12 protein-coding genes are annotated in these 17462 nt (G+C 52.1%); 4 read left to right on the forward strand and 8 right to left on the reverse strand.

The features are described from left to right. Nucleotides 1-231 precede the first annotated feature (231 nt). On the forward strand, nt 232-2985 hold the full coding sequence (locus J2I46_RS21400) for a hypothetical protein (RefSeq protein WP_207331111.1): 2754 nt from the start codon (nt 232-234) through the stop codon (nt 2983-2985). A gap of 99 nt (nt 2986-3084) precedes the next feature. Then, entirely contained in the window at nt 3085-3279 is a 195-nt protein-coding gene (locus J2I46_RS21405; RefSeq protein WP_207331112.1) for a hypothetical protein, read from the forward strand. Here J2I46_RS21405 and J2I46_RS21410 read toward each other — a convergent pair. The 8 genes from J2I46_RS21410 to J2I46_RS21445 form a co-directional block, all read right to left on the reverse strand. Then, complete coding sequence (locus J2I46_RS21410) at nt 3258-6392, reverse strand: efflux RND transporter permease subunit (RefSeq protein ID WP_207331113.1); 3135 nt, start codon at nt 6390-6392, stop codon at nt 3258-3260. The genes J2I46_RS21405 and J2I46_RS21410 overlap by 22 nt on opposite strands. 93 nt (nt 6393-6485) lie before the next feature. After that, nucleotides 6486-7568, reverse strand: coding sequence for an efflux RND transporter periplasmic adaptor subunit (locus J2I46_RS21415; protein WP_207331114.1), 1083 nt, complete (start codon nt 7566-7568; stop codon nt 6486-6488). A gap of 8 nt (nt 7569-7576) precedes the next feature. Continuing rightward, nucleotides 7577-8860 carry a TolC family protein gene (locus J2I46_RS21420; RefSeq protein ID WP_207331115.1) on the reverse strand — a complete coding sequence of 428 codons (1284 nt, stop codon included), beginning with the start codon at nt 8858-8860 and terminating at the stop codon, nt 7577-7579. Between the two features lie 114 nt (nt 8861-8974). Next, nucleotides 8975-10342, reverse strand: coding sequence for a HAMP domain-containing sensor histidine kinase (locus J2I46_RS21425; protein WP_207331116.1), 1368 nt, complete (start codon nt 10340-10342; stop codon nt 8975-8977). Beyond that, nucleotides 10339-11028 (reverse strand): response regulator transcription factor, encoded by a 690-nt coding sequence (locus J2I46_RS21430; RefSeq protein ID WP_207331117.1) that lies wholly within the window; start codon nt 11026-11028, stop codon nt 10339-10341. The genes J2I46_RS21425 and J2I46_RS21430 overlap by 4 nt, the downstream gene beginning before the upstream one ends. A 228-nt stretch (nt 11029-11256) precedes the next feature. After that, nucleotides 11257-15165, reverse strand: coding sequence for an SdrD B-like domain-containing protein (locus J2I46_RS21435; protein ID WP_207331118.1), 3909 nt, complete (start codon nt 15163-15165; stop codon nt 11257-11259). Nucleotides 15166-15442: 277 nt separating this feature from the next. Continuing rightward, entirely contained in the window at nt 15443-15703 is a 261-nt protein-coding gene (locus tag J2I46_RS21440) for a hypothetical protein (RefSeq protein ID WP_207331119.1), read from the reverse strand. A gap of 173 nt (nt 15704-15876) precedes the next feature. Next, the gene (locus tag J2I46_RS21445) at nt 15877-16218 is read right to left on the reverse strand and encodes a hypothetical protein (RefSeq protein WP_207331120.1); all 342 of its coding nucleotides are present in this window, start codon (nt 16216-16218) and stop codon (nt 15877-15879) included. Nucleotides 16219-16415: 197 nt separating this feature from the next. Between J2I46_RS21445 and J2I46_RS21450 the strand changes: the two genes are divergently transcribed. Beyond that, nucleotides 16416-16709 carry a hypothetical protein gene (locus J2I46_RS21450; protein ID WP_207331121.1) on the forward strand — a complete coding sequence of 98 codons (294 nt, stop codon included), beginning with the start codon at nt 16416-16418 and terminating at the stop codon, nt 16707-16709. A gap of 216 nt (nt 16710-16925) precedes the next feature. Next, nucleotides 16926-17399: a hypothetical protein gene (locus J2I46_RS21455; protein WP_207331122.1), complete on the forward strand. Its 474-nt coding sequence runs from the start codon at nt 16926-16928 to the stop codon at nt 17397-17399. Nucleotides 17400-17462: the final 63 nt, after the last annotated feature.

The raw sequence follows: 17462 nt of genomic DNA on the forward strand, positions 1-17462 counted from the left end.
GCCATTTATTGATTTTGGTTACCACAAAAATTTTTAATCTGTAGATATAATAGATAGTACTACTTAAAAGGCGCAATTATCAGCTAATTATCAATCATTTATCACCAAATAAGCCTCTTCACTAAACGCTTTACTTACTTGTTTATCAGTCCGTTACCATAGGTCCGGCATTAAAATTGTTCCGATAGATCTACGTCTCGTTTTACCAGCATACTACGATTCTATCGAAAAATGGCTACACTGGTTAGGCTCATTCTTGGTGCGGCCATCGCTTTCCTGTTTACGCTGCAGGTACGTGGGCAAACTGTACCGATCAAGTTTTGGCAGGATACGATCGGGGTGACCGTCGGCACTACGTTCACCAATAGGTTATCGATCGAAAATAGTGGCAATGCCCCCCTGATCCTGCATATGCTGGTTCAGACGCCGCGCTATATTCAATGGGTATCGTCAACGCCTCAGCGGTTATCGATTCAGCCTGGCCAGACAGAAACCATCCCGTTGAAGGGGCTACTGTATCACCAACCCGGAAAACCCAGTCAGCTGGTGACCATATTTTTGAGCGATACGTCGGGACGTCTTTTACACCGGGCTTCGTTTACCCTGAACATAAAGGTGCCTGTAAACAAGCCCGCCATTTCTGTCTACGTACCTGAAGAAACGCTTGTTTTGTATGCAGGCTCAGAACCAGCCCGGCCTTCGCTGCATTTGATCCATCACCAGGCCCGACGTAGCCGGTATACGATTGAGATGCAGTCTATCCCCTTGGGCATGGATAAATCGTCTTTCCCGACAATAATTACCCTTAAACCACTACAAGACACAACGTTCACTTTTATTGTACACCCCCAACGCTACTGGTCACCGAATAAACCCTACCAATTAGCGCTAACTATTCGTGATTCTGCCCAGTCGATAATCAGCAGTGTACTGTATAAAGTTGTTGTAGCCGTTACCACCAAACGGTACGAAAAAACAGACCAGCTAAACAATAGTGGCTACGGCGTTCGGGCGGCGATTACCAAGCTTAGCACAAATGAGTGGGCCAGAGAAGCCCGTATTTGGGGCACAGATTCTCTGGGCAAAACGCAATTGGCCTTTCAACTAAATTATCTGGATTACGCCTCGTCTAATTTTCAGCAGCTACAGAGTTCAGCAATTTCGTTACGAACTGCCAGAACCCAGCTTCAGTTGGGTAGCGTGTATGATTATCACGAAATGCCGCTCCTGGGGCGGGGAATACGGCTCAATTTGATCAGGCCAGATCATCAATGGACGTTTTGGGCCGTAAACACCAATCCAAACTGGCTCTATTCCGGAGAAAACGCCTGGACCGGCAACGTAGCCTCTGTTCGGTATGACCAGCAGCTCCGCGGACTACCAGGTGCCTCGTGGTCGCTGAGCAGCAGTTACTTTACCCAGCCAGGTGTAATGAGGGCCGGATACCTGAATTTTGCTTCCTTTCAGTACGACGAATCTGAGCACCAATCCTTGCAGGTGCTGGCGGGACAAAGCACTGAATACGCGCAGAATAACCCGTCAGCCTCGCGCTCGATGGGATGGGCCGGACAGGTAAATTATACGTATGAGCGACCTGCCTTCCGGTGGCAACTACGCTCCTACTTCAGTTCACCCGTTTATGCAGGTTTGCAACGAGGGGCTACCCTGCTCAATAACCAGTTAGCCTGGTCTGTTCGGGAGCACACGACCTTACTGCTCCGTATCAATCATGTACACTACAATCAGATCCGGTACACGGCGGCAACCGATTTTCACAGGTATGTCTTTGGCAACTCAGTTGCCGAGGCAAGCGTGAACAGGCAGACCGGCTCGTTCATAGCTGGCCTCCGCGCCTACTGGAACCTTCAGGTCGACTCATCGAACCCGTTCAGCCAGCAGGCCACTTCGGCCCGGCTTGCCCCGTCCGTTGCGTATCATCATAACGCCAGTCAGTTTATGCTTAGTTACGATGTTGGGCTTTTCAATTACGTAACGGCGATACCGAATCAGCCTCAGCTGATTAGCCAGCGCATTACGTCGTCGGCCAGTATTGGCGACTTTACCTTGTGGGGGTATCTGCAAAAAGGTCCGTACTACCTGAATGACCTGCGCACCGAACGGCCCGATCAGATCATGACCGCGTCGATTACACCAATGCTTAACTTCGCGCTGCTCGACCGGCGGCTTGCGGGCTCAGCCGGGGTTAATTACCTGTTCGACGCGCTGTACTTGAAGTCAAGGTATATAGCAGTCGGCAGGGTACAGTATGATGTTACTCCCACGTTCTCGGTGAGGCTGGAAGGCAATGGAACGCCCTACGCCCAGGCAAACGAGTTTTCGTATAGCCAGTACCGGCTGGAGGTAACGAAGCGCTTCGACCAACTGAGGTTGAAAGGCAGCGGGCGACTGCAACTCCGTTTTTTCAGCGATGCTGACGGAAACGGCCAGCTAGACAAAGGCGAACAATGGCTGGAAGGACTACTGGTTACGGTGAACGATAACACACTCATCACCAACGAGAAAGGCATCATCACCTATAAGAATATTCCACCAGGCACCTACGCCGTGTCGGCCCTCAGCACAAGTCATCTCGGCGACCCTATTCTCTTTCAGGAGAGCATCACCGTTGACCGTTCGGTAAACCGATTGATTCCGCTACGGCAAACATTTCGGGTGACGGGAAAGCTCACCTGCCAGACAAACGCGTATGATCAGAAACCCTGTGAATTTGATCGGTTCCTAATTGAAGTCCGTCGGGCAGAGCAGAAAATTGCGTCAACCTCCCCCCTACCCGATGGTACATTTTCGCTGCATCTGTCGCCAGGTACGTATACGATCCTGGTGCATGATCGCGGCCGTCAGGTGCAGGCAACGGTGAAGACCAGCCCCTTACAAGTAAGCGCGACCGGTGAACATCAGGCCCTTAACTGGACAGTCGACGGATCGACCCGCGCCGTTGAGATCAGGCGATTTAGGAAAGAGTGACGTGATAAAACGGCGGCTATGAAATGACGGTTGCTAGCACGTTTCATTTTTTTGACTCGTAACCCTCTATCTTGCGTACTTAAGGAAACTACGTACGACATGCCCCGCTCTCGACCTGAGCCCCCTCTTGACCCGGTAAAGATGCTTACGTGGCTGGTTGTGGTACTTTTATCCCTCTTAATGGCCAAGGCATTATGGTGGTTGCTGACGTATATGTACAGCCATCTGAAAACGCTGGCCCAGCTGTCGGCAACGTACCTTGCAGAGGGAGATCAGTTGCTCATGGCTACCTGAAGCGGCCTGGGTTTTGCCGTTCTGTAAAATAACCGGTAAATAATGGGGAAGATGAGCAGCGTCAGGATCGTGGCGGTTATCAACCCGCCGATTACCACAATGGCCAGCGGTTTCTGCGTTTCTGACCCAATGCCTGTTGAGACCGCCGCCGGTAATAAACCTATTGCCGCCATCAGCGCCGTCATCACCACGGGTCGAATGCGCGATTGTACACCTTCCCGAATAGCCTGGTCAAGTGGCATACGTTCTTTGCGGTTCGCATTGAAGACCGAAATCAGGATCACACCATTCTGAACGCAGATACCAAACAGGGCAATGAAACCGACCCCCGCCGAGATGCCGAAGTTCATACCCGTTACGTGCAGCGCCAGAATGCCCCCGATGAGCGCAAACGGCACGTTTAGCAGCACCAACCCTGCATCTTTGGCATTGCCGAACAGCACAAACAGAATGACGAAGATGGTGGCAATACTGATTGGCACTACCTGCCCCAACCGGTTAGTGGCACGTACCTGGTTCTCGAACTCACCCACCCACTCAACTGAATAATCTTTGTTGGTCTGTAACTTCTCACTGACTTTCTGCTGCGCCTCGGCAATGGTACTGCCCAGATCGCGCCCCCGCACGGAGAATTTCACCCCAATAAATCGCTTGTTCAAATCGCGATAGATAAAGGCTGGCCCGGTTATCTGCCTGATCGTAGCAATCTCTTTCAGCGGAATCTTTCCGCCACTCATCGTCGGCACCATCAGGCGCATGATGTCAGTATCACTCTTGCGGTATTCGGGCTGGTAACGTACCCGTATATCGAATTTTCGCTCACCCTCATACAGGATCGACGCTGTTTTACCGCCAATCGCCATCTCGATAACGGCTTGTGCATCAGCCGTCGATACGCCGTAAAGGGCCATTTTATGATCATGAAACTGTACGCTTAGTTCGGGCTGTCCTACATTCCGTATGATGCCCAGGTCTTTGATCCCCTCCACGTTTTTCACCGCTTCCAACGCCTGGCTGGCATACTTTTCCAGTTCGTACACGTCGGGGCCGAAAATCTTGATCCCGTTACTCGCTTTATAGCCCGCCACGGCCTCGGCTACGTTATCAATGATTGGTTGCGAATAGTTATACAGCACGCCCGCATAATTCTTCAGCTTCTCGTCCATCTCGTCGGTCAGTTGCTCATTCGTCAATTGGTGACCATCGCGGCGCTTCGTCCATTTGTCTTTGGGCATCAGATCGACCTGGAACTGACAGAAATAGAAGCCGTTCGGGTCTGTCCCGTCGTTAGACCGCCCCACCTGCGACATGACCTGCCGCACTTCGGGAAACGTTTTCAGGTCCTGCCGGATGACTTTAGCCATCTCGACACTTTCGGGAAGCGACATGCTCATGGGTAGTTCGGCCGTTACCCAAAGTGCACCTTCGTTCAGTTGCGGCAGGAATTCGGTACCCAGCAGCGTCGACGAGAAAAACGTGGCACCCATCAGGCTGATCGAAGCAATCAGGCTGACCCGACGATTACGGAAACACCAGCCAAACCCACTCATGACAAGGCGGTCGAAAAAGTTGACAAGCGGATTATTTTTCTCCCGAACGTTCTTTTTCAGCAAGATAGAGCAAAGAACCGGCACGAGCGTCAGGGTGAAAAGCAATGCGCCCAGCAAGGCAAAACCAAGAGTCCAGGCCAGGGGCGAGAACATTTTACCTTCTACTTTTTCAAAAGAGAAAATGGGGAGCAGGGCCGTGATGATGATCAGTTTGGAAAAGAATACGGCTTTGCCCAACTCGCCGCCCGTCTTCCGGATCAGGCCCAGCTTGGCCAATCGGTTGTAACGCTCCATGCCAACCTTGTGCGCCTTGTGATCCAGCGCCACAAAGATTCCCTCAACCATCACAACCGCCCCGTCGATAATGATCCCAAAATCGACCGCCCCCATCGACAGCAGGTTTGCCGACATACCCCGCAGCCGCAGGCAGATGAACGCAAACAACAGAGCCAGCGGAATGATTATGCTGACAATCACCGTAGTCCGCCAGTCGGCCATGAACAGGAAGACGATCACCGTGACCAGCACAATGCCTTCGGTCAGATTATGCATCACCGTGCGGGTACAGAATTCGATAAGGTTATCCCGGTCGTAGAACGTCACCATCTTCACGTCTGATGGCAATACACGGGTGTTCAGCTCCTCTATTTTGGTTTTCACCCGACCCAGAATCTCACTGGGGTTCTCTCCTTTCCGCATCACCACGATACCCTCCACTACGTCGTCGTTGGTATCAAGCCCCACCTGCCCAACGCGGGGCAGGTTCGACTCCGCTACCTCGGCGACGTGCCTGACCAGCACCGGGTTGCCATTCGCTTCCTCGATGATGATGTTGCCAATATCCTGGATAGATGTCAACAGACCCACGCCCCGAACCACGTAGGCCTGTCCGTTGCGCTCGATCACATCGCCCCCCACGTTGATGTTGCTGCGGGTTACGGCCTGATACACTTCAAGGGGCGTAATGTCGTATTTGGCCAGTTGCGTGGGGTTCACGCGCAGCTCGTAGATCTTGTCTCGTCCGCCAAACGCAACAATATCAGCTACACCCGGCACACTGCGCAGCTGGCGGTCAACCACCCAGTTCTGAATAGTCAGCAGTTCGCGGCTATCCCGGTCTTTACTCTCCAGCGTGTAGCGGAAAATCTCGCCTGTTGGCCCATAGGGTGGCTGAATATCGGGTTCAACGCCATCGGGCAGCGACACGTTTCGCAATAGATTATTGACCTGCTGCCGGGCAAAGAAATCATCGACACCATCGTCGAAAATGATCTTCATGACCGACAACCCAAACATGGTAGTCGACCGGACGTTGCTCTTGCGCTGCACCGAGTTCATGGCCACTTCGATGGGTACCGTCACGAATCGCTCTACCTCTTCGGCTGACCGGCCGTTCCACTCCGTCACCACGATAATCTGCGTATTGGTCACGTCCGGGAAGGCTTCCAGCGGCGTATTCAGGTAGCTGATCACGCCCGCAATGACCAGCACGGCGGTCATAAAGAAGATGAAAAACCGGTTCTTGAGCGAAAAACCGACAATATTCCTGATGAATTTGTTCATAGAAGCAGGAAAGGAAAAACAGAGAAATAGAGCACGGGACAGACGAATCGGTGGCTCACATGCGTTTGCCTCTATTCCTTCTTTTTCCCTTCTTTAGTTGTTCAGGGCGTTGAAAACCAGCAGCTGGTTTTTAGAAATGACTTTTTCGCCGGGTTTGATACCGTTGCGGATATAGGCCACGTCGCCCAGTGATTTCAGCACGGTAACCTCCCGGGTTTCTATGTCGGAACGGCTACGGAAAACCATTACATACTGCTTCGAGCGCTCAAAAATGACGGAGTTGGCCGGAACCGTCGTCAGTTTACCACCATCTTCGTAGCGGAGCGTTACGGTGGCGTGCATCTCCGGCTTCAACTTCAACGACCTGTTATCCAACCGGATACGAACGGTCATTGCTTTGGTGCCGGGGTCCAGCACGGTGTAGAGTTTGTCGACTTTCCCGTTGAATACGTCGTTGGGGTAGCTCAACGTCTGAATCGAGGCATCCATGCCGGTACGTACCTGGCCAATATCACCCTCGTTCACGTTGGCCAGCACCCACACCTCGCTGATCTGCCCGATCGTGAACAGGTTGTCGGCGTTGTCGGAGCGGAGTTGGGTACCCCGATTCACGTTCTTCTCAATCACGTACCCATCAATCGGTGCTTTGACCGTGTACATAGACGCCTTACCGATGCCGTAAATGCGCGACACTTCCTGAATGCGCTTCGTTTCGGCCTGGGCTTTCTCTACTTCTTTCTGGGCCGCCACCACCTCGCGCTGCGATGTCAGTTTGGTCTCGAACAAGTCCTGGGCAACACGTAGGTTCTTCTCGGCCACCAGCAATTCCGACTGCGCCTGAATCCGCTGCCGCTCCAGATCCGCCACCTCGCCCGACCGGATCGAGGCCAGCGTTTGCCCTTTTCTGACAAAATCGCCCAGCTCAACCTCAACGGCCTCTACATCGCCCCCAACCAGCGGAAACACTTTGATGACCCGGCTTTCGTCAGCCATGATTTTTCCCACCAGCGTCAGTTCGCTGCGCACGGGCTGCGTCTGCACACTGTCGATCTGAATGCGGTTCATCATCGTATCCGACAGCCGGAATGCTTTCTGTTCTTCCTGAACCGGTTTGGTACCGCAGCCTGCCAACACGCATGCATACCCGATGAGCAGGGTTACTGAACTCGTTTTCATACCTGTACTTAGTTGAATAAATCATTACCAATGAGGTAGTTGAGCTCTTCATAAGCCCCTACCCGATCTGCCTTTAGCCGATTGAGCTGGCGAATGCTATCTGTGTACGCCTCAATCAAATCCACGAATTCGAGCAGGGTCACGTTGCCTTTCTGGAAGCTGATGACCACACCCCGGTTCAGCAGATCGAACTGTTCGGAAAACGACTGCTCGATGCCCTGAACCCGGCGTTCCACCTCCCGCACCTTTTCCAGAGCTGTAGCCACTTCATTATCGACCTGATTGGCTTTCTGGCGCTGTAACTGAGTCTGATAGCCAATCTGACTGCGGGCCGCCCGAATAGCCCCCTGATTGCGGTTGAACACCGGAATATCGGTCGACACCGACACGCCCACGTAGTTCTGGATGTAGCTGCCCGTCTGATCATACGTGCCACCCACCCGCACATCAGGAACGGCCAGCGCGCGCTGAAGGCTGTAGTTGAGTTCGGCCTGCCGCGTAAGTGATTCGCTGGCTTTCAGGTCGGGTCGATTACGCTGTGCCATCTGCCGCAGCGAATCGTCGGGCTGGGTGGGAATACGATAGCGGCTTAGCGTCTGGTCGCTCACCAGGGGTCGTATTGGCTGGTCTACGAACAGCAGTGTCCGTAACGCACGTTGATCATCAGCCAGTTGAAACAGGATGTCGGTCCGGTCGTTGTTGAGTTGGAAGAGTAGCGCTTTAAGCCGAAGTAATTCACGGAGCGACACGTTATTCCGATTATACTGCGTTTCGTAGGCCGCAACGGTCGTTTGCAACGTACCCAGCTGCTGATCGAACCGGTTCAGTGTCAGTTGCTGAAAATGAATGGCGTAAAATCGACTTCGCAGTTCGAAGCGGAGGCCGCGCAGCAGATCAAGGAGTTCAAACTCCGTCAATTGAGCGGCTTCTGAAGCCAGGGCAATTCGTTTGTTCCGTTTCCCGGCGGTGTATAAAAGCTGATTGATCGAAACGATCTTTTGCCCCTGCCTGCCTACATCCAGCACCTGTCTGGTTTCGCCGTTGTAGGTACTCAATTCAACACTGACAGTCGGGTTGTCATACAGGCTGGCCTGTAGTATCTGTGCCCTGCCAGCGTCAATCCGAAATCGTTCGGCCAGCAGCAGCAGGTTATTTTTCAGGAACAGACTGTCGGCTTGCCGAAGCGTCAGCGAGAGCGAATCGGGGGGTAATGACGTACCTGCCGGTTGATGCCGGGCACGGGCAGGAAGCAGGCAGATGAGCGAGAAAACAACTAAAAGCAGGAACCGCATAACGTAGATAAATACGTCGGCAAAGCTCCCCACCCACCATTACAGCAGGCTTACAACACCTTTAGATTTGTGTTAGAGTTCGATTAGAAAAAAATTAGAGACGTACCTGACACCCTATAAATGAGGCAGTGAAACAGTGAATACACTCCCCTTTCCAAGGTCGCTCGTTACGGTAAGAGTACCGTGATGCAACGCAACAAGGCGGGCACAGATTGATAAGCCAATGCCAAATCCCTGGTAATCCAGTGCATTGGATGCCCGATAAAATGCCTCGAAGATTCGTGCCTGATCTGATTCAGTAATTCCAATTCCATTGTCATGAACCGCAATTCGGCAGTGTTGCGCGTCGGTACTGATACGTACCTGAGCGCTGTGGTCGGGCGAATATTTGCAGGCATTGTCGAACAGATTCAGCCATACCTGCTTCAGTAATTCCTCGTGCCCGTCTACGAGGGTATCAGCCTCTGTTTCGGGCATATGCGCATAATCAATATCAATACGGTAGTGTGGTTTGGCACTCAATAATTCGTCTTTCGCCGTAAACGCAGCATCATCGGCCCGAACCGGGTGGAACGGCAACTGATTAATCGTTTCCAGCGTCCGGGCCAGATAAAGCATACTGTTCGTCAGCCCAATCAGTCGGTCGGCATCTGACGACAGATTATGCAGAATTTCTTCGTGTTCAGGCACCGTCAGTGGTCGTAACAAGCCCAGCTGAATCTCTGATTTGAGGGCGGCCAGCGGTGTACGGAGTTGGTGCGATGTTTGTGAGACGAAGCTCCGTTGCTGCTCAAACGCCTGCTGAAGCCGCTGCAATACCGTGTTGAAATTGATGGCTAGCCGGGCAATCTCGTCCTGCCGATTTCCTTCATCAAGCCGTTGTTGCAGATTACCGGCTGTGATCGTCGATACCTGATCATTGATCTGGCTGATGGGCCGAAGCGATTGACCGGCGAAGAAAATCCCCAGCCCGATTGTCAGGCTCAGCCCGCCCAACAGGCCCCAACCCAGTGTCAGCCGCAGGTTTGCCAGTTTGCTCTTCCCAAACCGATCGGTTGCTGATGCCAGAATAACTAAATCGCGGCCATTCTGACGGTATACCAGCCCGACCAGTTCATTATCGCCGCTAAACGTTTCAATGTCTTTTTGCTGACGAACCTCATTCAGCAACGCGGGCGAGTAGTTGATCACCTGATCGTCTACACTGCTGTAAATCAGTCGGTTTTTTTCGTCGAAGATCAACACTTTCTCATCGAAGAGCGCCGTCAGTGTGTTCCGGTCGATGATCTTCAGCATCTTCTGGTCCACCTCCTTCACTTCTACCAGAAACCGGACGGTTGTTCTGCCCTTATTTTTCAGTCGATCGTAAAACTCCTCCCGGCGGTACGTGGCCGACACGAAGTAGATCACCACCGAAAAGACAATGAGGATCGACGCCACAATCAGCGAGAATTGGCCCGCAATACGGTTACGAATGGTCATACCTCCTCTTTCAACACGTAACCCATACCCGGGCGGTTATGGATCAGTTTAGGCTCAAAATCCCGATCGATCTTTTTGCGCAGGTAATTCACATACACCTCCACCACATTGGTGCCGGGGTCGAAATTGAGGCCCCAAACGGCCTCGGCAATGTCCATTTTCGCCATCACCCGCCCTTTGTTCCGAATCAGGTAGTTGAGCAGGGCAAACTCGCGGGCAGTCAGGTCAATCACCACACTCCCTCGTTTTACTTCTTTGGTGCTTGTGTTCACCAGCAGGTTGGCAACGCGCCAAACCTCTTCTTTTCGACTTTCCTGCCCCAGAGACGACCGCCGGAAACAGGTGGCTACCCTGGCAATTAATTCCCGAAAATCGAACGGTTTTACGATGTAATCGTCGGCACCGAGGGCCAGCCCTTCCACCTTATCGTCAACCTCGCCAAGCGCAGTAAGCATGATAATGGGAAGATGAGGGCGCTCTGCACGAACAGATCGGCATACTTCAAAACCACTTAAACCGGGCAGTGTCAGATCCAGAATCAACAGATCAACATCGGGTTGCATCGCTAATTGCCGACCATTAATGCCTTCGTACACCACCTCCGTAGTATACCCTTCCTGCTGAAGGCCACGACTGATGTTCTGGGCAATTCGCCGGTCGTCTTCAATGATCAGTATCTTCTTCATGTAGTACTTACAACTCTGTTTTGGCCGAAACAATGCCCGAAACAGGTAGCTGTTCGATCAGCAGGAAGTACTTCCAGTATGAAATTTACTTCATTCTTCAGTCAGTTTACGAGTAGGTAAAGCTGAATAAGCGCCTGCAGAAAGGCGCAGGTCGGTGCGTCCTGGCCAAGCGCGGGCGTCTGTCTTCTGCAACCGGGCCAGCCTGCCAGTTGGACATGACAGACGCATTTATCTGGCTCGTCGAACCCCAACTGGCAGGCATTTACCCGTCTGGCAATCGCAGGGTGGCACCACTACAGATACGGTGCTGTAACATCCGCTCTCGTTATACACCCTGATCCAATACGTACCTGATGAATGGAGCAGGCCTACATCACCACGCGCTGGCAAGGTTGTTTTGCCCGACGTAACCGGTTCACCTGACTCAAACGAGCTTCCTCTCACCAACTCGTACTGACGTGTCCCGACCGTCGGACCGGCAGTGTCTGCCAGTACGATCGTATACGCCTCGGGGCCACTGCACAGGATAGACATTGGCCCAATTACTGGCCGGGGATTCACCAGGATGGTGGCAACGGCGTATGTACTACTTGCGCCGATTGTGCAGGTAGCCGTGTAACTCAATACGCTTGGGCTGACTGTGGCGGCCAGATCAACGGTTGAGATCAGTACCGACCCCCCACTAGCTGGATTCGTTCCTGATGACCAGCGAATTACGCCTGTCTCACACCCACTGGCAGTGAGCACGGCCGTTTCGCCAGCGCAGACAGTTGTGCTACCAATAGCGATACTGGCAGCCACCGTACAACTCGCTGGTGCATCATACAGCTCACTGATCTGTTGGCCGGCATAGCTCAAAGTCAATGCGTGCAGGCCTGAGCCTGACGGAAAACCAGTTATCGAAAAAGGTACAGACGTGGCTCCCGCCATAATGGGTAATAAGATGGTCGTAGGCCCATCTGTCAGAACCGCCGTATCGGTTATGGCATTAGAGAGCGAGATGACCCCGGTGAGTGTATACTCGTTTGTCACTGAATTACACACACCCGGTAATAACGCAACTGAGATTGCCGGCACACAGGTACGTTGTGGAAGCAACGTCGATACCACAGTAAAGCAGCAGGGACCGTTGTAGATCACAATTGAGTAGCTAGTGCCATTTGTGTACTGTGGATTAGGCAGGTCCGAAAAACGTACCTGGCCGTCAACAACCGGTTGGCTATTCTCCGTGACGGTGTACGATGGCAGTGCACCGGCGGAAAAGAGGATGGCTTTATTTCCGTTCTGGATCCCGCTCAGCTCAATACGTCCATCATTATTTGTGACTGTACCGCTGGCTGGACAGCTCGGTGGTGTAACCGATACGCTGGCGACAATCGTTGGCAGGCAATAAAAACCTACATCAAAGCTATGATCTACCGAACCGAGGTTACCGGTAGTAACGCTGATGACCGGTGCCGTGAACGCCGAGATTGTGGCCACCTGAGCGTCCGAATCGGTCAGGTCGCTGGCCGTGGCACCCGTAGCGTTTGCTACCGTAAGCTGATACCTGCCCCCGGCTTCCGTCAGCACATCGTCGGCAAATTGCCCGGCAGTACCAAACATGAGCTGGTATGTGGTGTTCGGCAACAGCGAAGACGTTGAGCCCGAAAGCGTCGATGACGTTGGCGCATAGGTAAAGTAATATTCGCCGTTGGCATCGGTAGTCGTGGTAGCTATGACGTTATTGTTCTGATATAGAGTCACATTGACACCTGCCAGTCCTTTCTCGTTCGGGTCCTGCTCCCCGTCGCGGTCGTCGTCTTGCCAGACCCGGTTCCCAATTTGCAGATAACTGGGCAGTTCGCAATTCAGGCTTACCCCGCCCAGACCGGTAGCTTTGCCGAAAGTGCCACTATCGCCGTCGAGCGTTCGATACACCACATAGGAGCTGGTCGCATTATTGCCCGACTTATAATAACCGGTTGAATTGCTCAAATAACGGACACCACCCGACCAGGATTGATCATTCAGCGGGTCCATGGTTGATACAACTACCTCGCCTGAACCAGGCCGAATGGCCAGTGACCCATTCGCATTTTCAGCATGGATTAGCTCGCCACCGTAGTAGAAATCATCATTGTAGAACTCGCCGCCTCCCGGCCCCTGGTTATTCGTGGGGCTCGATCCTGCGTTAGGACCGGCTTTACCCCCATTTTCCAGCACGTAGGTCCCATTACTAAAGTAGGCCCGCAGCACATCGCCCCCACTCATGTTCACATAGTGGGTCTCGTTGGCGGCACTGGGGCTGAAGTTTTCGAAGCCAAGCTGTAAGCCCGACCGATCATTGAAACCCAGCACCATAGACCCATCAATATCAAACTGAATATCGGCCAGAATAGGTTGGGGATGAATGATCGTGTTCCGGTTTACCAGCGTGAGTTCGCTGAACGAATCTACCCAGGGGAACCAGCCTCTGACGCTGAAATCAGTCCGGTCGGGCGCGCCTTTGGGGTACGTCAGCGGAAAATCGAAAATGATCCGATACGTTCCCCCGCTTCCCAGATCGTTCGTTGTGCCAGGTGTGTATGCAAACACAACAGCCCGCAGATCACTTTTACTCTTACTAACTGAGGCATCGCAAACGGCTCCTATGTATACCTTGCCCTGATAGGCCTTCACCCCCCAGATTCGACGCATCCCGCTGCGGCAGGTCGTATCGGCGGGTAGCGGATGCGCCGCCCAGTCGCCGGAGCCTGGAACGGAGCCTCCGGCAACACGCATCGAATACAACTGGCCATCATGGAGATTAGTAAACCAGAGCAGAGACCCATCTTCGGCAAGGTCCATATCACCAATACCTACTTTGCCGACGGCGTCAAATGCTGCGGAGTCATGACTGGCAGTTCCAGGTGTGGGCAGCAGTCCACGATCTGAATTGGATGGAATAGCGCCCAGGTTGATGCCCAGTTCGGCCACATTGACAAACAGGCTTGTATTCGCCGGCCCGGGATTGGCAGCTGCCATATCTGTTTTGTAAATCCCCCCAACGCCAACCGGCCCCATACCCACGTGCCTCCGCATGACAGCGCTGGTATACAATCGTCTGGTGAATTTGTCATATGCAGTTCCCCACAACGATCCCACCTGACCGGCTGTTGCCAGCGGCGTCATGCTGCTCATGTTCTTGTTACCCCGCAGCGAATACGGGAAAGCAACAAGGGCATCGAGCGTACCAGACGTTGACCCGCCAGGCAGTGGATCGCCATTGACAAAACAGGGCACCATAACCAACGGATCGGTCTGGCAATACTCCTGTGCGTTCAGTACGCCTAAGTCCACGGCACAGTCGGGGGTAGCTATAAACTGAACAGTAGTACGGCCATCTGCCCCATTGATTGTTCCATTGCCGGCATATGTGGGTACGTTGCTGAACTCAACCCGAACCGGGTACGCCGCCGGAGCAACAGCCAGCGTGTATTTGCCCGTTGAATCGGTCGCTGTGGTTAGGGTAGCCCCATCGCTGGTGATCGCCTTGACCTTAATATCCGGTAAGCCGGTTGACTCGCCCGGCTGATGCACCCCATCGGCGTTAAAATCCTTGAATACGGTTCCGCCCAGGCCAGCGCAGGCCAGTGGCAAGCAAGGGACAGGCGCTGTTAGTGTACTGGAAACTGCACAGGCCGTTGCCCCCGATCCATACGTAACCAATACAGTCAGGGGCATGCCAGTTGCCTCGATGTCAAAAGCAACTACCTGTGGGCTATGAATATCGGCCTCGGTCACCGTGGGTACGTTGCGCGGAACGATCGTCTTTATCTGATCATTTATCTGCACGTAGATTGATTCTCCGTCCGGAACGTTTGTCCAGCTTACTTCGGCTGTCACCGTTGCCCTGCTGCTTCCACCCACGGCATAGCAACCTGAAACATGGGTGCCGACGGCCAGGCCACAATCATTATCGGGTGCGGGCTCAACTGAGGTAAAGGTAGTCGGGAGGATGGTCGAGGTGGCAGGTAATCGGTTTATTTTACGCGCTACAGGGCTGCGTTGATGAATTGGTTGATGAATACTTGGTGGTGCGTTAACGTCGCTGGCATTCGGTGATTGTACAACTAGTATGGGGATAAATAGAGGCACAAGTAGCCGTAAATTCATGGTGGTGAGGTTGAATGTTGAGTGATCACAAGCATACTATCAGGCGCAACGGACAGTTTGTCTCCAGCCGCTCAGCCTGTATACTTTCCGGATACGACAGCCGATTTTAACCTGATGGTACAGCGCACGATGAGGCTATACGTATGTTGGTTTTACCATCTTATCATGTCTACTCACACCATCGGCAACATTCATACCAGCCCACAAAATGATTTACATATGACTATATTTATAAATTAAGCGTAATGATATAGTAATTATCAGTCCTTCAGCGTACTCAACGGGTAAGGGCCGTACAGGGCGCAAAAACTACGCCAGCCTGTATAGTGGTTTTGATTTCCACCATCGGCCGATCGCTGACATGGCGATCGTTCAGCTTCTGCCTGTCGGGTTGAAAAATAGGGTGATCAGTGGTATAAACTGCCTTTTCTGAGCAGCAACGGCGGTTCGCCAGCGACAGCGATTTAGCCAGCATGCAGACCAGTAAATGCTTACCAAAACGGGCGTTATCCTCTAATCGATTATAGCCCGTCTCCATGTCGACAAACAAAAACCTCTGCAAAACATTGATTAACAATGCGTTACAGAGGTATATCGTACCGGGTGCCGGACCCGAGCAATACTAGTAAACAAGCAATTGATAGACAGATAGTTATGTATATAACGGGTCTATATATCACGTCTCAAGCAGAATTTATCTCAATTTCTGTCTCAGTTTCTCGCAGTTTTTAGCACCTGGATTAGATCATCTTTATCTGCTAAGCGAGCCATCAGTTGTAAATTCTGTTCCTCCATCCGGGCCAATTGGGCCTCACAATCCATCAGCGATCTCTTAGGTAGCGGTTTGTAATTAGCCTTACTATCCTCGATAAGTTGCTGTAAACCAGTCTCCGTTTCACGGATAAAGGCTTCAACGGGTATCCCTGTATTCTCGCTAAGAATAAAGAGATGATCTGTCTTCTGACTCTCCCTGTCAAGTAGCTTTTGGACGGCTCCATCCGTCACATCCAGCCAGAGCGCAATCTCTTTCGGGGATACCCCTTTGAGTCGCATTAGATACTTAATTCGCTTACCTACATGTACGGGCATCGGCTTTTCCGGAAAAAAATTCAGAAAAAAATTCTTTTAGTCGTGTAAATCAAATAGAATTGCATAGAAATCTATTTCAAAACAGTGAAAATCGGGACTAGGTAGCGGCAATAATATTCATTACTGAGACAGTTTTGAGCCAACGGTTCCGAATCAGATTTATGAGACCTATATCCAGATATGCGCCCTTGCGAACGCTGTTCGAGGAACAAGGGAAATCTATCAGACATAGTCTACAGGCCCGTTGGGAGTTGGAAACAGGGCTAAGCAATCGGTCTTTCTACAATAGGCTTGATGCGCCCGATCTGTCAGATTACCTACTGTTCAGTATTGTGCTTGCCGTACCACTGGAGGAACTGCTTGGCCGGAAACCATTTGAGTTGCCCCAGGGAGAGCCGCATCTGCTCGAACTCGCGGCATCATTGAATCTTAAGAAATCACCAATACGGCAATGAGTGAGTCAACTGTTCGTCTGATTTTGGCTGCCGGTGGCTTGCTGCTGGCTGGTACGGGGGGCGTTGAGCTATGGTGCGCTCATTGCACAGGTATGCCATTGTCCTGGCCTGTCTGGTGGTCTACTCTATTCCTGTTTGGGGTTGGGTTTGCCTCAATATGTCTACTTCGTCCTACACGAAATCGCTGATCGACACTGCACCCTACCCTTTCTAACCATGAGTACAACATCTCTAGGCGAACCAGAACCGCAGGTAACTGTAAGCTCGCTTGACCAGTACATTTCAGAAGAAACAGCGGAACAGCTGTATGAACTTGGCTTCTCCTGGCTCTGTCGAGCTGAATACGTTCGAAATAGGGAAACTCGCTCGGTAATGCTAATGCTTGATGTTAGCCTCACACCTCGACGTGATGATTGTGACTACCGACCAGCCTATGAGCTACATCATCTACTCGACGCTATTCACTCGCAGCGTAAGAAAAACGAGTTTATCCAAGTGCTGTTCTCAATGGGGTCTGTCTCTACGATTGGCCTTGAAAATGATTCGGTCTTTAACCTGCGGCAAGGCCCACTTATCGCTGAGCTGCATTCAATCAATTGGGCGGACAATATAGGAAAGCTCCTTATTAAAGCCCTTGAAAAAACGAGAAGTATCAACTCGGACTTAATGCCCGCCGATGTATCGGATTGAGTGACCCTATTCAGTTCCCAGCTGATTCCATCACTTGACATTCAACGGGCTTCCTTTCGGTAG

Origin of the sequence: Fibrella forsythiae, from assembly GCF_017353175.1 — a bacterium.
Lineage (GTDB): Bacteria > Bacteroidota > Bacteroidia > Cytophagales > Spirosomataceae > Fibrella > Fibrella forsythiae.

Excerpts from the sequence above, each read along its gene's own strand:
- J2I46_RS21400 (WP_207331111.1), top strand. The coding sequence starts at position 232 with ATGGCTACACTGGTTAGGCTCATTCTTGGTGCGGCCATCGCTTTCCTG.
- J2I46_RS21405 (WP_207331112.1), top strand. The coding sequence starts at position 3,085 with ATGCCCCGCTCTCGACCTGAGCCCCCTCTTGACCCGGTAAAGATGCTT.
- J2I46_RS21410 (WP_207331113.1), bottom strand. The coding sequence starts at position 6,392 with ATGAACAAATTCATCAGGAATATTGTCGGTTTTTCGCTCAAGAACCGG.
- J2I46_RS21415 (WP_207331114.1), bottom strand. The coding sequence starts at position 7,568 with ATGAAAACGAGTTCAGTAACCCTGCTCATCGGGTATGCATGCGTGTTG.
- J2I46_RS21420 (WP_207331115.1), bottom strand. The coding sequence starts at position 8,860 with ATGCGGTTCCTGCTTTTAGTTGTTTTCTCGCTCATCTGCCTGCTTCCT.
- J2I46_RS21425 (WP_207331116.1), bottom strand. The coding sequence starts at position 10,342 with ATGACCATTCGTAACCGTATTGCGGGCCAATTCTCGCTGATTGTGGCG.
- J2I46_RS21430 (WP_207331117.1), bottom strand. The coding sequence starts at position 11,028 with ATGAAGAAGATACTGATCATTGAAGACGACCGGCGAATTGCCCAGAAC.
- J2I46_RS21435 (WP_207331118.1), bottom strand. The coding sequence starts at position 15,165 with ATGAATTTACGGCTACTTGTGCCTCTATTTATCCCCATACTAGTTGTA.
- J2I46_RS21440 (WP_207331119.1), bottom strand. The coding sequence starts at position 15,703 with ATGGAGACGGGCTATAATCGATTAGAGGATAACGCCCGTTTTGGTAAG.
- J2I46_RS21445 (WP_207331120.1), bottom strand. The coding sequence starts at position 16,218 with ATGCGACTCAAAGGGGTATCCCCGAAAGAGATTGCGCTCTGGCTGGAT.
- J2I46_RS21450 (WP_207331121.1), top strand. The coding sequence starts at position 16,416 with ATGAGACCTATATCCAGATATGCGCCCTTGCGAACGCTGTTCGAGGAA.
- J2I46_RS21455 (WP_207331122.1), top strand. The coding sequence starts at position 16,926 with ATGAGTACAACATCTCTAGGCGAACCAGAACCGCAGGTAACTGTAAGC.